Here is a 16,953-nt window from a genome sequence, read left to right on the forward strand (position 1 = left end):
TTATTAAAAACCAACATTTATACCTGCAAAAAATGTTCTTGCTTGTGGGTAAAAACCACGATCTACACCAAAACTACCACCACCAATTTCTGGATCGTAACCTGTGTATTTAGTGAAAGTAACCAAGTTGTTAGCCATAACATAAAATCTAAGTTTGCTTAATCCAGCTTTGCTAACCAATTGAGTAGGTAATGAATAACCTACTTGTAAGGTTTTAATTCTGAAATAAGACGCATCTTCTAAAAATAGGCTAGATACGCGACTGTAGTTTTTATTGTCGTCTTGTAAGGTTAAACGAGGGGTTACATTACTTGTTCCTTCGCCTCTCCATCTATCTAAAATTGCAGTAGTGTAGTTTGCAGTAGGTAAATCAAATCTTCTTAGTGCATTAAACACTTGGTTACCAGCAACTCCTTGACCTAACATTACAAAATCAAATCCTTTGTAAGCTGCATTTAAGGTAAAACCATAGGTAAAATCTGGAGTTGGGTCTCCAATGATTTCTCTATCATTATCGCTAATTAAACCATCGCCATTTAAATCGATAAATTTAATATCACCAGGTTTAGCATTTGGCTGAATTAATGCTCCGCCAGCATTTTTATAGTTATTAATTTCTGCTTGATTTTGGAATAAACCATTGCTTCTATATCCGAAGAAAGAACCAATTGCATGGCCAACCATTGTACGAGTTACTTCTAAACCTTGTGGGGTAACTGTTTGTCCACCCAAAAATTGTTTCTCATCACCTAAGAAATCAATATTGTTAGTTAAGAATGAACCATTAGCAGCAACTCTGAAAGAAAATTCGCCCATACGTTTGTTGTAACCAAGTTCTAATTCGAAACCTCTGTTAGATAAATCGGCAATATTACCAATTGGGCCAGAGTTACCTACATAACCAGGTACGTCAATTTGTAATAACATACCAGAAGTTTTTTTGTGATACCAATCTGCAGTAATGGTAAACTTGCCAAATAAAGTCGCATCTAAACCAATATCTGTAGATGAAGTTTCTTCCCATCTTAAATCTGGATTTGATAATGCGTCTGGACTAACTCCGTTATTTAAACCAGCAGAAGTACCTAAAGTGTAGTTTCTACCACCACTTACTGTAGATAAATATCTGAAATCTCCAATGTTATCGTTACCAGTTACACCATAAGAACCTCTAAACTTTAAGAAAGTTACAACGTTGTTTTGAGGGAAGAAGCTTTCTCTACTGGCAACCCAACCAACTGAACCTGATGGGAAATAACCAAATTTGTTATTTGGACCAAAACGTGAAGAACCATCTCTTCTGACAATACCTGTGAACAAATATTTTTCGTCAAAATTATAGGTTAGACGACCGAATATAGAGTTTAAAGTATTTAAATACTCACCACCATAAAATACATCGTTAGCTCTTGATACTGGAAATTGCAAAGAAGCATCTTTAATATTTGTTACAGGAATACCATCTTTTGTACCGCCATTGGTTTCTCCTTTGTTTTTTTGAGATGAGTAACCTATTAACCCTGTGAAATTATGCTTGTTAATTTGTTTATTATAGCTAATTGTATTTTCTAACGACCAAAATAAACCTCTGTTTGAGTTTCTGTTGTAAGAAGTAATTGTTGTTTGGTTAATAGAGTTTAAGTAATAAATAGGAGTGAAGCCTTCACTACCCCAAAAAGCTAAATCTACACCACCTTGTGATCTTAATTTTAAACCTTTAATTGGTTCAACTTCAACAAAAGCATTGGCAACAACTTTGTCAGACCAACCTCTACCTTGCGCCACAGCTAATGCTGCAACAGGATTTAAAATTTCAGATTGTGCATATTCTGAAATACCATAAGGTAAACCTTGTGCATTTCTAACTACTGGATTACCAGTATAAATAGGTAGATTTATTCTAGCAGGATCTGTTTCTACTATTGGTGTTAATGGATCAATATTTATCGCTCTACCAAGTGGAGAACCATATTCTGTGTTTGTACCAACACCTACAGAATTCACTCGAGTGTAACCAATGGTTTGTCCGAATTTAATAGCTTTAGTAATTTGATGATCTGAATTGAAACGAGCAGTAAATCTTTTATACTGAGAATTACTTGTTGCCACGATACCATCTTGATCAAAATAGCCAAATGAACTATAATAAGTAGATTTTTCGCCACCACCACTTAAGCTTAACTCGTGGTTTTGAATTTTTGCGCTATTGTTAAAAACAGCTGCTTGCCAATCTGTTCCTTGTCCAAATTGAGATGGATTTGGAAAACGTGGAGTACCAACATTAGGATTTGCTGCAAATTGAGCTTCATTATATAATGTTGCGTACTGCGTAGCATTTAATAAATCTAGCTTTCTTGCTGGTGCTTGTGTACCTAAATAAGTGTTATAATTTACACTCATTTTTCCATTTCGGTTACCTTTTTTAGTTGTGACTAAAATTACACCATTTGCTGCTCTAGCACCATAAATGGCTGCAGATGCTGCATCTTTTAAAACTTCGATAGATTCAATGTCAGCTTGATTTAAATAATCTATACCACCACCAACTTGCACTCCATCTACAATATATAGTGCTTCACTGTTGTTAATTGAAGTAGTACCTCTAATTCGTAATGTTGCACCGTCACCAGGTTGACCAGAACTTGTAGTTATTGTTAAACCAGAAGTTCTACCTTGTAATGATTGCTCAATACGCATTACCGGCATATTCTCTAAATCTGATGCTTTAACCTGAGAAATAGCACCAGTTACCACACTTTTCTTTTGTGTACCATAACCAACTACTACAACTTGATCTAAATCATTCATGCTATCTAATAAAATAACATTGATTGGTTGACTGTTGTTAACCGCAATCGTTTGCGATGTCATGCCGATTAAAGAGAACACTAAATTTGTACCAGCTTTAGGCACAGCAATTCTGAACTCTCCATTTGGGTTTGTTGCAACACCATTTCTGCTGCCTTGGATTAAAACGGAAACGCCTGGAATAGGTGAGCCGTCTTTGGAAGTTACTTTTCCTGTCACATTAATTTCCTGAGCCCTTAAGGTCAAAGAAAATAAAATGGAAAACAGCAAAAGAATGAACGTAGATTTTCCTTTCATAACAAATAATTTAAGTTTATAATTTGGTTACTAGTATTACCTTATTGTACTTGTGAATTGTACATTTTTGGCAATGATTATGAAACAAATATAAGTTTAGCTATTTCGATAAGAGAAAAATTAGCTACTACAATACCCATACAACAACAACTTTTTTCTTTAATAATTAACTCAAATAGCAATGTTTAACCACAACAATTAAAAATTTACTATCTTCATGTTAATTAAGAAATAAAAGAATAAACCATATATAAACTTTTTAATGTCTGCACAAATGAGATATCTCTATTTCTTATTTTTATACCTTTTTTTATCAATTGTATCAGTTAAAGCACAAGGGCCAATAGGTTTACCACAAGTAAGCAGCTTTAGTAATTTACAATACAGGGGTGGCACACAAAACTGGGGAATTACTCAAGACAAAAATGGCATACTTTACTTTGCAAACAACGAAGGTTTAATTACTTATAATGGTGCTTATTGGAAATCGTATCTGTTACCAAATAAAACCGTTGTTCGCTCGGTTAAAATAAGTGCAGATGGAAAAATATATGTAGGCGGACAAGATGAACTGGGTTATTTTTTTCCAAATGAAAGTGGAACATTAATATTTCATTCTATCAAAAATCTAATCCCTGCAGGAGAAAGACAGTTTGCAGATATCTGGGATATACACTTACTAAATGATGAAATATTCTTTAGAACAGTTAACAAAATTTTTAGACTTAAAAACAATAAAATTGATGTATTTATAACTAGAAATGCATGGGTATATGCAGGAGTTGTAAATAAAGAAATACTTGCGCATGAAAATAAAATTGGCTTAAAACATTTTAAAAATGGACAATGGTTAATAAAGTGTGATGATAAGAGGATTTTAAATAGTACAATAACCGCAATTTTGCCATACAGTGCTGATACCTTATTAATTACTACACTAAAGGACGGTTTGTTTTTATTGAAAGGGAATAAACTCATAGAAAAAAGGACAATTAATGATAGGGTATTTGCTAACGATAGGATTAATTGTGCATTAAGGATCAACGAAAATTTGTATGCATTAGGAACCACTTCTTCTGCTTTGCTAGTTATTAACAAGCAAGGTGTAATAGAGCGACAATTTTCTTATGCTGAAGGCTTAAATAATAATAACATCAGAAGTGTATTGTTAGATCAGCACCAAAATTTATGGTTAGGATTAGATGATGGTATTTCTTTTATTGCTTTTAATAGTGCAATTAAACATATTTATCCCGATAGGAATAAGCAAGTTTCTAGTTATGCAACCAAAATTTTTAACAGTAAACTCTACATCGGTACTTCTAACGGGCTTTTAGCCGCCCCAATTGATTTAAATGCAGAAGATTTTAGCAATTTGCAAACTAAATTTACCGAGGTCGAAAATTCAAAGGGTCAAACTTGGGGTTTAACAGAAGTAAACAAACATTTATTATTAGCAAATGAAGATGGTGGTTATGTGGTAAATAATTATAGCGCTAGCCAATTATATAGCGGTTTGGGTACTTGGTTATTTGCTTCCTTATCTAAAAATAATCAAGATGATTACGTGGTTGCAGGCACTTATACGGGCTTAGAATTAATAGATTATAAAAATGGTACATTCAGTACTAAAGGTACACTATCAGCATTAAATGAGCCATTAAGATTTATCGCAGTAGATCATCAGTTAAATTGTGTGTGGGCATCACATCCTTACAGGGGTATTTATAAATTAGACATATCTGCAGATAGGCAAAAGATTATTAAAACAACTTTATTAACAAAAAATGATGGTTTACCGAAAACGCTGTACAACTATATTTTTAAAATTAAAGGAAAAATTGTGGCGGCAACTGCAGATGGTATTTACCAATATGATGCAGCCATAAAGAGATTTTATCAGAGTGCTTTATTTAGACCAATGTTTAAGAACTTATCAATTCAACTTTTAACTGAGGATAAGGATGGAAATGTATGGTTTGTATCAGAAAAGCGTGTTGGGGTAATAGATTTTAAGCAGAAAAATGATATTAAAAACTTTACTATAGTTGAGTTTCCAGAGCTTACAGCAAAAATATTAGCTGGTTTCGAAAATATATATCCATATAATGATAGGAATATATTTATAGGAGCAAATAAAGGATTAATACATATTGATTATCGGAAGTATGCCGCTAATATTTATAAACCTAATGTACTACTTGGACAAATAAAAATTATTGGTAAAACTGATAGTATATTTTTTGGTGGATATTACAGTAAAGAAAAAAATGAAACTAAAAAACTTTCTTACGAGTTCAATTCCATGCATTTCGAATATGCATCAACACTATTTGAGCAAAAGGAAAATATAGAATATAGCTATCAATTAAAGGGTTACGATGATGAATGGTCTACATGGAGCAGTAAAAGTGAGAAAGATTATACCAATTTACCACATGGAAAGTATACGTTTTTTGTCAAGGCAAGAAATAATTTGGGTAACGAATCTGAACCTACAAGCTATAGTTTTGCAATCTCGGCACCATGGTACAATAGTAATTTAGCTTATGTTTTTTATTTTTTGGTTTTCAGCTGTTTAGTTTATTTATTAATCAAATTACAAGAAAAAGAGCATTTAAGGCAACAAGATAAATTAAGACAAAAACATCAATTAGAGATAGAAAGAAACGAGCAACAGATAACTAAGCTGCAGAAAAAACAATTGGAAGCTGATGTAGAGTTCAAAAACAAAGAGCTAGCAACTACAACAATGCATTTGGTACAAAGAGGTAAATTGTTATCTAAAATTGGCGACGAACTTTTGCCCCTTATGCAAGAAACTACAAGTAAGGATACTGCCAACGATTTAAAGAAAGTAATTAGACTACTTAACGAGGCTAAAAAATTAGATAACGATTGGAATCAATTTGCCATACATTTTGATCATGTACATGCTAACTTTTTAACTAATTTAAAAGTTAATTTTCCCAATTTAAGTCCGAGTGATTTAAAACTTTGTGCCTACCTAAAATTAAACTTATCATCTAAAGAAATTGCTCAATTATTAAATATTACACCAAGAGCAGTAGAAGTTAGCAGATATAGGTTAAGAAAAAAATTAGGATTAAAACCTGAAGTAAATCTTTTTGATTACTTGTTAAATAATGCTGTAAAAATCACTTAACAACATTTATAATAGGTTTTTACTCTTTGTTCTTTTGTAGACCAAGCGATATAAATACTTTTATCTTTGCCTAAGCTATAATAAAAACCATTAAATTGGGTTTGCTTAAGTTCATTGTAAAAAGCTTCATCTGGTGTATTGGTGTCTAATTCTTGCTGTTCGGTAACGGCAGGCTCAAGAAAGTGTTCTTCGGTAAAAAAGGCGTTAATCTGTTTGTTAATGAAAGCAATTTTATCATTTTCCTTTTTCAAGTCCTCGCTGTCTAAATAGCTTTTTAAAAGCTCCGTTGCTGTTAAACTTTTTTGATAGATTTTTTTACCATTAAAATTTTTTATGGTAAAATTTAACATCATATCGGCAGATTTTTGACCCGTCAAAGCAACTTTAAAAGTATCTAATTTAAGCGTATCACTAAAAGCAAATGTTTTAGACATTTCAGTTATAGCTTCTACTTTTTTATCATTTTTACAAGCAGCAAAACAAAGCAGAAACAAAAAAGACAATAGGTAGATTTTCTTCATTGCACATTTGAATTTGCTCTAAGATAAAAAAATATCTTAAAAAACAATTTTTTGCAAATCTTCTGGAGTATCAATGGCAATAGTTTCTATGCCTGTAACTTTTGTTTGGATTTGATAGCCATTTTCGAGCCATCTTAACTGTTCTAAACTTTCGGCAAGTTCTAAGGATGAAGGTTTAAGTTGAGTAATTGCCAGTAAAGTTGCCGTAGTGTATCCGTAAATACCAATATGTTTGTAAAATTGGTGAGAAGTAGCCCAATCTTCTTTCTTTTCCGCATTGCGAATGTAAGGGATAGGTTGGCGGCTAAAATAAATGGCTTGCTGATTTGAGTTTATAACAACTTTAGGGATATTTGGATTAAAAAGCTCCTCATCAGTATGAATTTCTTTAATTAAAGTAGCTAGTTGAATGTTTTTATCAGTAAAGCAAGAACGAACCAAAGCAATTTGAGTAGGGTCTATAAAAGGTTCATCACCTTGTATGTTTATAATTACATCGTATCCAGTTAGTTTTTTTGCCACTTCTGCGCAACGGTCAGTCCCGCTTTGGTGTTCGGTACTCGTCATAATCACTTTACCACCAAACGCTTCAATAACAGTCGATATTCTAACATCATCTGTTGCTACAACAACCTCATCCAAATCACATTTTTTGGCTTGTTCATAAACACGCTGTATCATTGTTTTACCAGCAATATCAACCAAGGGTTTAGCCGGAAAACGAGTAGAAGCGTAGCGAGCAGGAATAATGCCTAAAGTTTTAAGCCCTAAACCTTCCAAATCAGACTTCGTATTTTTATCGTTCATGTTTTCCGCCATAAAATTACTCGAATTAAAAACTCCCCTTTTATGGGGTCGGGGGGAATAATCCGTTAATCTCAGCTTCTATAGATTGAATAACTATACCCAAATCTTCAGGATTGTTGGTAAAATCGAGTTTGTCTTTATCTAAAATCAAAAGTTTTCCCAAACTATAATCTTTAATCCAGGCTTCGTATTTTTCGTTAAGTTTCGATAAATAATCAATTCTAATACTTGCTTCGTATTCTCTACCACGGCGTTGTATATTATTTACCAACGTTGGTACCGAAGCTCTTAAATAAACCAGCAAATCTGGTGGTTTTATAAATGAGGTAATATTGCTAAAAATAGCTCTATAATTATCATGATCACGAGAAGTCATTAAACCCATTTCATGCAAATTTTCTGCAAAAATGTGAGCGTCTTCGTAAATTGTACGATCTTGGATTACGTTGCGTTTGTTTGTTTCAATCTCTACAATCTGCTGAAAGCGACTGTTTAAGAAATAAATTTGAAGATTAAAACTCCAACGCTTCATATCGCTGTAAAAATCCTCTAAATACGGATTGTTATCTACCGCTTCATATAAAGCTTCCCATCCGTAATTTTTGGCCAGTAAGCTAGTTAATGTTGTTTTACCGGCACCAATATTTCCAACTATTGCTATATGCATATATTTTTAGATATGAGATATTAGATATGAGATATGAGATATGAGTATAGATAAGCGTTCTCAAATCTAACTTCTCACATCTCAAATCTATCAATTAAAAACTTCTAAACCCAATTAATTCTCTTACTTCTCTAATGGTTTTTTGTGCGCTTTCTCTTGCTTTTAAAGCACCATGTCTGGCAACCTGTCGTAAAAAAGCAGTATCTGCAGCAATTTCGCTAATCTTTTCACGCATTGGGGTTGTAGTAACAATCATATCTTCTGCCAATTGTTTTTTAAAATCGCCGTAACGGATAGCCATTTTATTGTATTGCTCATCAAAATGCGCTAAAGTATCTTCAGAAGAAACAATTTTCATTAAATCGAATAAATTCTGTATCGCTTCTGGTTTTTCTTGAAACTCAGCCGTTGGTCCGCCATCAGTAACGGCTCTTGCTACTTTTTTACGAATAACTTCTGGCGAATCTGATAAGTTAATTACATTGCCCTCACCTTCAGATTTACCCATTTTACCTTTTCCATCTAAGCCTGGTACTTTTACTAAGTTTTTAGAGTAGCTAAAAGCATAAGGCTCTGGGAAATAATCTTGATTATATAATCTATTGAAACGGTTACCAAAAGTACGTGCCATTTCTAAATGCTGTTCTTGATCTTTACCAACAGGTACTTTTGTGGCTTTGTGTATTAAAATATCAGCAGCCATTAAAACAGGGTAAGTTAATAAACCAGCATTTACATTATCTGGAGTGGCTCTAACTTTATCTTTAAATGATGCACTACGCTCCAATTCGCCCATGTAAGCATTCATGTTCAAATACAAATACAACTCGGCAATTTCTGGAACGTCAGATTGTATGTAGATTGTTGATTCTTCTGGATCAATACCACAAGCCAAATATTCTACCAAAACATTTTTAACATTACCATGTAAATCTGCTGGCGTAGGGTGAGTGGTTAAAGAATGTAAATCGGCAATAAAAAAATAACAGTTGTACTCATTTTGCATTTGTACAAAGTTTTTTAAGGCTCCGAAATAGTTTCCTAAATGTAATTTGCCTGTAGAACGTATGCCGCTCACTACTGTTTCTTTCATAATTGCCGAAATTAAGAAAAAACCTAAACATGGAATTTAATTATTTACTTTTTGTTCATTATAGTTTAAAAATTAAATTGGTTTCCAGAGAAGTAGGGATTTCGCTTGCTCAACATTTGTTCATTGGTTGTTTGATTTTTTTGAAGAGCGTGTTCATTGCTCATCGGTTACGATAATCCCGCCATCATTTCCTGCCTACCGCAGGCAGGCAAGTCCTCGGCTCGTTCCTCACCTCCGGGCTTTACATTTTGTCGGGTCTAGTTAACTCGGGTTTTCCTAAATAGGTTGCATTTATATAGTGCGTTATAGAGTTTACCTTTCCGACCCATCGTACTCCTCACTGTGGTTTGTGACACACAGAACATTATCACGCACCTAGCTTTTAACAATTCAAAAGAACTACAAACTTTGTAATATAAACCCGACCGAAGTGAAAATAACCCAATTCGAGCACAAGCATTACTCTGCTCACCTTTTTTGGGTTATTGTAACAAAGGGCGGGGCTGCTTTTGCCATAAACTACTGCCATAGTTTTTCAAAAAAATGAAAAATGGTTTAGCATATTTTGTACTTTTGAAACAATGATTAAGCTGCTAAAGAAGTTGCACTTCTTTTATTTTATTTTCTGGATATTATTTTTCTTCTTCCTTTTTTGGCCTGTATATTATTGGGGCAGTCGTAAACCGAGCAGGTATTTGTTGCTCAATAGGTTTAGAACGATCCACTCTTTTTTAGGTACAGCTTTATGTGGGGTGTATTTTAGCTTTGAGTTCGAAAAGCCTTTGGGAGATCAAACTTATATTTATTGCGCAAACCATACCTCTAACTTAGATATTGTTTTATTCTGTCTACTTGCAAAAGGGCGTTTTCATTTTATGGGTAAAGAAGAGTTAACCAAAAACCCAGTTTTAGGTTTGTTTTTTAGCACAATTGATGTGGCTGTTGCAAGAGAAAGCAAAATTTCTGCCTTTAGGGCATTTAAAAAAGCTGGAGAAAATTTAGATAATGGCATGAGTTTAATCATTTTTCCGGAAGGTAAAATAGATGATTTGTACCCGCCAAAATTACATGAATTTAAAAATGGGCCGTTTAGATTGGCCATTGAACATGATATACCAATTGTGCCGGTTAGCATTAATGTTTGGCATTTGATGTGGGATGATGGCTCAAGATATGGAACGAAACCTGGGATTGGAAAAGTTTATGTGCATGAACCAATTTCAACCGTTATATTAGCAACAGAAAGCGCTGATGTTTTAAAAGACGAAGTTTTTAATAAAATTAATAGCAAATTAAAGTAATGACGATAGATAAAGAAACAGTTATAAAAGTTGCCGATTTAGCTAGAATTGAAATAAAAGAAGAAGAAATTAGTGGTTTAACTGAAGAAATGAACAAAATTTTAACGTTTATGGAAAAGTTAAATGAACTAGATACAACTGGTGTAAAACCATTAGTTTACATGAACGAGGAAGTTAATGTTTGGCGAGAAGATGTTGCAAAGCAAGAAATAACCGTTGCTGATGGTTTAAAAAACTCGGCAAAGCATAATGAAAATTATTTCTTTGTGCCAAAAATTATCGAAAAATAGACTGATTGATGTAACAATTGAAGGGGTAGGGTGGTCTAAAAAAACAAAACACAATGCAGCTGTTAAGATTTTATTAGATTTGGTAAAACCGAACGGCTACATCACATAAATTAGCAACAAAAATGCAAAAAGCACTTATCCACATTAAAGATATTGGACGTAAATACGTTATTGGTTCTGAAGTTATTCATGCATTAAAATCTGTAAGTTTAGATATTAATAAAGGAGAATTTGTTGCTTTAATGGGTCCATCTGGTTCTGGTAAATCTACTTTAATGAATATTTTAGGCTGTTTAGATACACCAAGCAAAGGTGATTATATTTTAAATGGCACCAACGTAAGTCAGATGACTGATAATGAATTGGCAGAGGTAAGAAATAAAGAAATAGGGTTTGTTTTTCAAACGTTTAATTTGTTGCCACGTTCTACCTCATTAGATAATGTGGCATTGCCATTAATTTATGCCGGAGCCGGTAAGCGTGAGCGTGATGAAAGAGCTACAAAAGCATTAGAAAATGTTGGTTTAGGTAATCGTATTACGCACAAACCGAATGAGCTTTCGGGTGGTCAGCGCCAACGTGTGGCAGTTGCAAGAGCTTTAATCAATAATCCATCTATTATATTGGCCGATGAACCTACAGGTAATTTAGATACCAAAACCTCGATTGAGATTATGGGTTTGTTAGAGGAAATACATAGTAAAGGAAATACCATTATTTTGGTTACCCATGAAGAAGACATTGCTCAGCATGCCCATAGAATTGTTCGGATGCGTGATGGTTTGATTGAAAAGGATTATATTAATGATGACATAAAAACAGTTTCGCCACGTTTATCTCATTTAAAAGATAAAGGCGATGATTTTGAAAGTATAGTTTAAAATAGATTTGAGTATTGAGATTTGAGACAATTCACATCTCACATCTCACGTCTCATATCTCAAATCTCAATATGAAGATATACACTAAAACAGGAGATAAAGGCCAAACTTCACTAATAGGCGGTACTCGAGTTCCTAAATATCACCTCAGAATAGAAAGTTACGGTACGGTTGATGAACTAAATTCGTACATCGGTTTAATCATGTGTCAGGATATTGATACTCATCATCAATCGGTTTTAAAAGAAATTCAAGATAGGTTATTCACAATTGGATCTTCGTTAGCCTCTGACCCAGAAAAGTCTAAAATGAAAATTCCTGATCTTTTGGCAACTGACATTACGCTGTTAGAAAAAGAAATGGACAATATGAATGAACAATTGCCAGCGCTAAAACATTTTATATTACCTGGTGGAAATACAACTGTATCTTATTGTCATTTAGCACGTTGTGTTTGCCGTAGAGCAGAGCGATTAACAGTTCATTTAGCAGAAGAAAGTTTTGTTGACAGCAATATTACAATCTATTTGAACAGATTAAGCGATTATTTGTTTGTTTTGGCACGAAAACTGAGTGCAGATGCTAAAACGCAGGAAAACGTTTGGCTGCCACGACTTTAAAATAGTGGAAAAAAATATTTGTTTTGCTCATTTTTTTTACCATACTTTTGCGCAAATAGAAAATAGAATAATTTAATAAGAATAATATGTATTGGACATTAGAATTGGCATCGCACTTGGAAGACGCTCCATGGCCTGCAACAAAAGACGAATTAATTGATTATGGTATTCGTTCTGGTGCACCTGTAGAGGTGATAGAGAATTTACAAGCCTTAGAAGATGACGGTGAGCCTTATGAAACAATAGAAGAAATTTGGCCAGATTATCCCACAAAAGATGATTTCTTCTTTAACGAAGATGAATACTAAAAAATCATAAAATTAAAAGTCTCGAAGAAATTCGAGACTTTTTTTATTTCCTAGAACAATTTAGAGATTGAAGTTGTTAATGGTTAGAAATTAAACAAATTATAATCATACTTATTAATCAATTTAAAAAAAAATCATCATGGGAAATCTACTTTACATCATCGCAGTAATCTTAGTCATCATTTGGGCAATTAGCTTCTTAGGAGGTTATTATACTGGTGGTATTATACATACATTATTGGTAATTGCAATTATCGCTATTATCTTAAGAGTAATTAGAGGAGCAGCTTAAACATATAAAAAATATAGAAATTATGGGAAATCTACTTTATATCATCGCAGTAATATTAGTAATTATTTGGGCAATCAGCTTCTTAGGAGGTTTTTATACCGGAGGTATTATACACACATTATTGGTTATTGCAATTATTGCTGTAATCTTAAAAGTAATAAGAGGGGCTGCATAAATAAATCTAAGCAGTTAATGAAAAAGAGAAGCTATATAGTTTCTCTTTTTTTATTTGATTAAAAAATTAGCTAACTCTAAATCTTCTTGATAGGTAATTTTAAAGTTATTTCTCTCTCCTTCAATTAAATTAATCTTAAAACCAGCACGCTCAACTACAGATGCATCATCTGTAAATGTTGGTTCGTAATGTTGCTGATAAGCTGTTCTTAACTGGTTAATATGAAAGGTTTGTGGGGTTTGCACCAACACCAATTCATCTCTATTTACAATTTCGCTATTTGTTTTAGATAGCAACTTTCTAACCGAGTCGCTTGGTTTAATTGCAGCAATTGCGTTACCTAGTTCTTGGGCGGTTTGATAAGCATTATCAATTAATTTATGGCTAACTAAAGGCCTAACTGCATCATGTATAGCAATAATTCCATCATCTTTAATAGCCATCAGTCCGTTTCTAACCGAATGAAAGCGTTGATCGCCACCAGCAATAACAAGGTGTGGCAAATCAAAGTTATGTTTCAAACAAAGTTCATCCCAATATGATACTAGGTTGGCATTAAGTACTAAAATAAGTTGAGGTTTGTAAGAACTGTTAGCAAAAGCTAAAAGAGTGTGCATAAGCACGGGTTTGTTCTTAAGCAATAAAAATTGTTTAGCAATTGTGGTTTGCATCCTAGTGCCAGAACCACCAGCAACTATTATTGCATAGTATTTCATTTTTCTTGAGATGTGAGAAGATAGATATGAGATATGAGTTTATATTGACTAAGTCTCAAATCTCATATCTCAATTCTACAATCTATATAATCAACATCGCATCTCCATAACTGTAGAAACGATATTTTTCTTTTAACGCAACTTGGTAAGCATTCATTACATTTTCGTAACCACCAAATGCACTTACCATCATTAATAAAGTAGACTCTGGTGTGTGAAAGTTGGTAATCATGCAATTTGCAATGCTAAAATCATAAGGAGGAAAGATGAATTTACTTGTCCAATCGTTAGCAGATTTTAATTTTCTATTTGATGAAACTGCAGATTCGATGGCACGCATAGAAGTTGTACCTACTGCACAAATTCTTCTTTTATGGTCTAATGCGTTGTTAACAATATCAGCATCTTTTTGTTCGATGATGAATTGCTCTGAATCCATTTTATGTTTAGTTAAATCTTCAACTTCAACTGCTCTAAATGTACCCAAACCAACGTGTAAGGTAACTTCAGCAAAATCTACACCTTTTAATTCTAAACGTTTCATTAACTCTCTGCTAAAGTGTAAACCAGCAGTTGGAGCTGCAACAGCACCTTCATGTTTAGCAAAAATAGTTTGATAACGCTCTTTATCTTGTTCTGTAGCTTTACGTTTAATGTATTTAGGAAGTGGAGTTTCACCTAAAATTTCCACATTTTTTCTAAATTCTTCGTCTGTGCCATCAAATAAGAAACGTATAGTACGACCTCTTGATGTAGTGTTATCTACAACTTCGGCAACTAATAAATCATTATCACCAAAATATAGTTTATTGCCAACGCGAATTTTACGAGCAGGATCTACTAAAACATCCCATAAACGTAACTCTTTGTTTAACTCGCGAAGTAAGAAAACTTCTATCGTTGCGCCAGTTTTTTCTTTATTACCGTATAAACGAGCTGGAAAAACTTTTGTGTTGTTAAGAATCATTACATCCTTATCATCAAAATATCCTAAAACGTCTTTAAAAATCTTATGCTCAATTTTACCACTATCCTTGTGCAAAACCATTAAACGGGCTTCGTCTCTTTGTTCTGCAGGCGTATTCGCTAAAAGCGATTCTGGTAAATTAAACTTAAATTGAGATAACTTCATGTTTATTAATGTAGTAAATTAGGGCGCAAATTTACAAATTATAATTCTTTTTTTGTAATTTATATTACACTGTTACACGAACTAACTCAATTTTAAATTTATTTTGAAAAGATAACGCAGTGCTTTTAGCTTAATATAGTACTGCTGTAAATTACAAGTTTTGTTTTAAGCCCATTCACTCACCCTAATCAAACAAAAGCTTTTCATTTCCATCAGGTTTAGGTGGCTAAGCTTTTACTACTATGAGGGGTTTTAATTGCATTGGCCCAATTTTTTAGACCTGATAGGAGTGTAAATACTTTTTGTTTAAATGCGCAGCATACAAAAAGATTGAAACGAATAGCAGGTGTAGCCTAAATTTTTGCACTGCTCTTGCTCTTCAAAAAAATTAAATAGAAGTTTACCTCTATAGTAAATGTGATTTTTTTAAATTGAATGTATTTTTATTAATATACTCTAACTCTTGTAACCTTTTTAGGTAAATTTGGTCTAAACAATACTATGATGATATTTAGACTTATAGGTGAGAGTTTCAGGTTTGCTTGGGATGCTTTACGCCAAAATAAATTAAGAACTGCATTATCTCTTTTGGGTATAACAATTGGTATTTTTATCATTATTGCGGTATCTACAGGCGTTGATACCATGCGAGATAAAATACAGAGCAGTGTTGATAAATTAGGTTCTAACACATTATTTGTACAAAAATGGCCATGGGTTTTTAATGATAATTTTCCGTGGTGGAAATACGTAAACAGACCTGAGCCATCATTAAGAGATTACAATGGCTTAAAAGACAGGATGGATATGGCTGTTGGAGTTTGCTATGAAGTGAATGCCAGCAATAGAACTATTAAATATGCAAGTAATTCTGTTGATGGTGCAAATATAAATGCAGCCTCACATGAATATAGTAAAACTTGGGATTTGGAATTTCAAGACGGAAGGTATTTTACGGCGAGCGAAAGTCAATATGGCTCGCCTGTTTGTATTTTAGGTGCAGAGATAGCTGAAGGGCTATTTGATAATAGTAACCCGATAGGTAAACAAATAAAAGTAATGGGTAGGAGAGTTACTGTTATTGGTGTTTACAAAAAAGAAGGTGAAGATATGATGGGCATGTCTCAAGATAAAAATGTGCTCATTCCATTAAATTTAGCTAAAGGAATTTTCGATGTGAATAGTGAAAGATACAATCCACAGGTTACGGTTAGGGGTAAAGAAAATATTGCTTTAGAAGAAGTAGAAAGTGAACTGAAAGGTTTGATGAGATCAATTCATCGATTAAAACCTGGTGAAGAAGATGATTTCTCTTTAAATAAAACTACGATGTTGAGTAATCAGTTAGATATTATGTTTGGTGTGGTAGATATTGCAGGACTAATTATTGGTGGTTTTTCGGTTTTAGTTGGCGGTTTTGGTATTGCAAATATCATGTTTGTTTCTGTTAAAGAAAGAACAAATATCATCGGCATACAAAAATCATTAGGTGCTAAAAATTACTTTATTTTATTGCAATTTGTGCTCGAAGCAGTTGCGCTCTGTTTAATGGGTGGTTTATTGGGTTTAGGTTTGGTTTATATTTTAACACTCGTATTTACTTACGCAGTAGATGTAGAGATTATTCTCTACTTTAAAAATATTTTAAGTGGAATTGGCTGGTCTGTTGCAATTGGATTAATTGCAGGTTTTTGGCCAGCATTTGCAGCATCTAGGTTAGATCCGGTGGAAGCTATTAGGTCTTAACCCCTAAATCTCCTAAAGTGGACTTTGCCAAATTACAAATAGATTTATCGAAAAAAAGAGCCTTGCAAAATTGCAAGGCTCTTTTTTGTGCTCATTATAAGATTTTATAGTTAAGTAGTCATCGGAAGATTGA

Annotated in this window: 16 protein-coding genes; 9 read left to right on the forward strand and 7 right to left on the reverse strand. The window is 33.3% G+C overall.

Annotated elements, in window-relative coordinates; translation table 11 throughout:
• Positions 1–3 precede the first annotated feature (3 nt).
• Entirely contained in the window at positions 4–3,105 is a 3,102-nt protein-coding gene (locus FA045_RS13550) for a SusC/RagA family TonB-linked outer membrane protein (RefSeq protein WP_136877624.1), read from the reverse strand.
• Between the two features lie 274 nt (positions 3,106–3,379).
• Here FA045_RS13550 and FA045_RS13555 point away from each other — a divergent pair, with 274 nt between their 5' ends.
• Positions 3,380–6,271 carry a triple tyrosine motif-containing protein gene (locus tag FA045_RS13555; RefSeq protein WP_136877625.1) on the forward strand — a complete coding sequence of 964 codons (2,892 nt, stop codon included), beginning with the start codon at positions 3,380–3,382 and terminating at the stop codon, positions 6,269–6,271.
• On the opposite strand, the gene FA045_RS13560 is transcribed toward FA045_RS13555, so the two are convergent.
• From FA045_RS13560 to trpS, 4 genes are all read right to left on the reverse strand, one after another.
• Complete coding sequence (locus FA045_RS13560; RefSeq protein ID WP_136877626.1) at positions 6,268–6,792, reverse strand: hypothetical protein; 525 nt, start codon at positions 6,790–6,792, stop codon at positions 6,268–6,270. The genes FA045_RS13555 and FA045_RS13560 overlap by 4 nt on opposite strands.
• Positions 6,793–6,828: 36 nt before the next feature.
• The gene (kdsB, locus tag FA045_RS13565; RefSeq protein ID WP_136877627.1) at positions 6,829–7,599 is read right to left on the reverse strand and encodes a 3-deoxy-manno-octulosonate cytidylyltransferase; all 771 of its coding nucleotides are present in this window, start codon (positions 7,597–7,599) and stop codon (positions 6,829–6,831) included.
• A 40-nt stretch (positions 7,600–7,639) separates the two neighbouring features.
• A complete protein-coding gene (locus FA045_RS13570; RefSeq protein ID WP_136877628.1) occupies positions 7,640–8,266 on the reverse strand; it encodes a deoxynucleoside kinase in 627 nt (208 codons plus the stop codon).
• Positions 8,267–8,360: 94 nt separating this feature from the next.
• Positions 8,361–9,359, reverse strand: a complete 999-nt coding sequence (trpS, locus tag FA045_RS13575) for a tryptophan--tRNA ligase (RefSeq protein WP_136877629.1) — start codon at positions 9,357–9,359, stop codon at positions 8,361–8,363.
• A 581-nt stretch (positions 9,360–9,940) separates the two neighbouring features.
• Between trpS and FA045_RS13580 the strand changes: the two genes are divergently transcribed.
• From FA045_RS13580 to FA045_RS13610, 7 genes are all read left to right on the forward strand, one after another.
• On the forward strand, positions 9,941–10,660 hold the full coding sequence (locus FA045_RS13580; RefSeq protein ID WP_136877630.1) for a lysophospholipid acyltransferase family protein: 720 nt from the start codon (positions 9,941–9,943) through the stop codon (positions 10,658–10,660).
• Positions 10,660–10,950 carry an Asp-tRNA(Asn)/Glu-tRNA(Gln) amidotransferase subunit GatC gene (gene gatC / locus FA045_RS13585; protein ID WP_136877631.1) on the forward strand — a complete coding sequence of 97 codons (291 nt, stop codon included), beginning with the start codon at positions 10,660–10,662 and terminating at the stop codon, positions 10,948–10,950. Before FA045_RS13580 ends, gatC begins: the two co-directional genes overlap by 1 nt.
• Positions 10,951–11,072: 122 nt before the next feature.
• Positions 11,073–11,831 carry an ABC transporter ATP-binding protein gene (locus FA045_RS13590; RefSeq protein WP_136877632.1) on the forward strand — a complete coding sequence of 253 codons (759 nt, stop codon included), beginning with the start codon at positions 11,073–11,075 and terminating at the stop codon, positions 11,829–11,831.
• 71 nt (positions 11,832–11,902) lie between these two features.
• Positions 11,903–12,451, forward strand: a complete 549-nt coding sequence (locus tag FA045_RS13595; RefSeq protein ID WP_136877633.1) for a cob(I)yrinic acid a,c-diamide adenosyltransferase — start codon at positions 11,903–11,905, stop codon at positions 12,449–12,451.
• Between the two features lie 86 nt (positions 12,452–12,537).
• A complete protein-coding gene (locus FA045_RS13600) occupies positions 12,538–12,759 on the forward strand; it encodes a DUF2795 domain-containing protein (RefSeq protein ID WP_008240955.1) in 222 nt (73 codons plus the stop codon).
• Between the two features lie 139 nt (positions 12,760–12,898).
• On the forward strand, positions 12,899–13,051 hold the full coding sequence (locus FA045_RS13605) for a lmo0937 family membrane protein (RefSeq protein WP_136877634.1): 153 nt from the start codon (positions 12,899–12,901) through the stop codon (positions 13,049–13,051).
• A 22-nt stretch (positions 13,052–13,073) separates the two neighbouring features.
• Positions 13,074–13,226 carry a lmo0937 family membrane protein gene (locus FA045_RS13610; RefSeq protein ID WP_136877635.1) on the forward strand — a complete coding sequence of 51 codons (153 nt, stop codon included), beginning with the start codon at positions 13,074–13,076 and terminating at the stop codon, positions 13,224–13,226.
• 50 nt (positions 13,227–13,276) lie between these two features.
• Here the strand turns inward: FA045_RS13610 and FA045_RS13615 are convergent, their stop codons facing one another.
• Positions 13,277–13,942: a 2-C-methyl-D-erythritol 4-phosphate cytidylyltransferase gene (locus FA045_RS13615; protein WP_136877636.1), complete on the reverse strand. Its 666-nt coding sequence runs from the start codon at positions 13,940–13,942 to the stop codon at positions 13,277–13,279.
• An 82-nt stretch (positions 13,943–14,024) separates the two neighbouring features.
• Positions 14,025–15,074 carry a tRNA preQ1(34) S-adenosylmethionine ribosyltransferase-isomerase QueA gene (gene queA, locus FA045_RS13620; protein WP_136877637.1) on the reverse strand — a complete coding sequence of 350 codons (1,050 nt, stop codon included), beginning with the start codon at positions 15,072–15,074 and terminating at the stop codon, positions 14,025–14,027.
• Positions 15,075–15,575: 501 nt separating this feature from the next.
• Here queA and FA045_RS13625 point away from each other — a divergent pair.
• A complete protein-coding gene (locus FA045_RS13625) occupies positions 15,576–16,820 on the forward strand; it encodes an ABC transporter permease (RefSeq protein ID WP_136877638.1) in 1,245 nt (414 codons plus the stop codon).
• The last annotated feature ends 133 nt before the right edge of the window (positions 16,821–16,953 follow it).

It is taken from the genome of Pedobacter cryotolerans, assembly GCF_005116475.1.
Lineage (GTDB): Bacteria > Bacteroidota > Bacteroidia > Sphingobacteriales > Sphingobacteriaceae > Pedobacter > Pedobacter cryotolerans.

What these genes read in the sequence shown, in the direction of transcription:
- kdsB (WP_136877627.1), bottom strand. Translation starts at nt 7,599, where the DNA reads ATGAACGATAAAAATACGAAGTCTGATTTGGAAGGTTTAGGGCTTAAA.
- FA045_RS13590 (WP_136877632.1), top strand. Translation starts at nt 11,073, where the DNA reads ATGCAAAAAGCACTTATCCACATTAAAGATATTGGACGTAAATACGTT.
- FA045_RS13570 (WP_136877628.1), bottom strand. Translation starts at nt 8,266, where the DNA reads ATGCATATAGCAATAGTTGGAAATATTGGTGCCGGTAAAACAACATTA.
- FA045_RS13550 (WP_136877624.1), bottom strand. Translation starts at nt 3,105, where the DNA reads ATGAAAGGAAAATCTACGTTCATTCTTTTGCTGTTTTCCATTTTATTT.
- FA045_RS13560 (WP_136877626.1), bottom strand. Translation starts at nt 6,792, where the DNA reads ATGAAGAAAATCTACCTATTGTCTTTTTTGTTTCTGCTTTGTTTTGCT.
- FA045_RS13610 (WP_136877635.1), top strand. Translation starts at nt 13,074, where the DNA reads ATGGGAAATCTACTTTATATCATCGCAGTAATATTAGTAATTATTTGG.
- FA045_RS13625 (WP_136877638.1), top strand. Translation starts at nt 15,576, where the DNA reads ATGATGATATTTAGACTTATAGGTGAGAGTTTCAGGTTTGCTTGGGAT.
- queA (WP_136877637.1), bottom strand. Translation starts at nt 15,074, where the DNA reads ATGAAGTTATCTCAATTTAAGTTTAATTTACCAGAATCGCTTTTAGCG.
- FA045_RS13595 (WP_136877633.1), top strand. Translation starts at nt 11,903, where the DNA reads ATGAAGATATACACTAAAACAGGAGATAAAGGCCAAACTTCACTAATA.
- FA045_RS13615 (WP_136877636.1), bottom strand. Translation starts at nt 13,942, where the DNA reads ATGAAATACTATGCAATAATAGTTGCTGGTGGTTCTGGCACTAGGATG.
- FA045_RS13555 (WP_136877625.1), top strand. Translation starts at nt 3,380, where the DNA reads ATGAGATATCTCTATTTCTTATTTTTATACCTTTTTTTATCAATTGTA.
- FA045_RS13600 (WP_008240955.1), top strand. Translation starts at nt 12,538, where the DNA reads ATGTATTGGACATTAGAATTGGCATCGCACTTGGAAGACGCTCCATGG.
- trpS (WP_136877629.1), bottom strand. Translation starts at nt 9,359, where the DNA reads ATGAAAGAAACAGTAGTGAGCGGCATACGTTCTACAGGCAAATTACAT.
- FA045_RS13580 (WP_136877630.1), top strand. Translation starts at nt 9,941, where the DNA reads ATGATTAAGCTGCTAAAGAAGTTGCACTTCTTTTATTTTATTTTCTGG.
- FA045_RS13605 (WP_136877634.1), top strand. Translation starts at nt 12,899, where the DNA reads ATGGGAAATCTACTTTACATCATCGCAGTAATCTTAGTCATCATTTGG.
- gatC (WP_136877631.1), top strand. Translation starts at nt 10,660, where the DNA reads ATGACGATAGATAAAGAAACAGTTATAAAAGTTGCCGATTTAGCTAGA.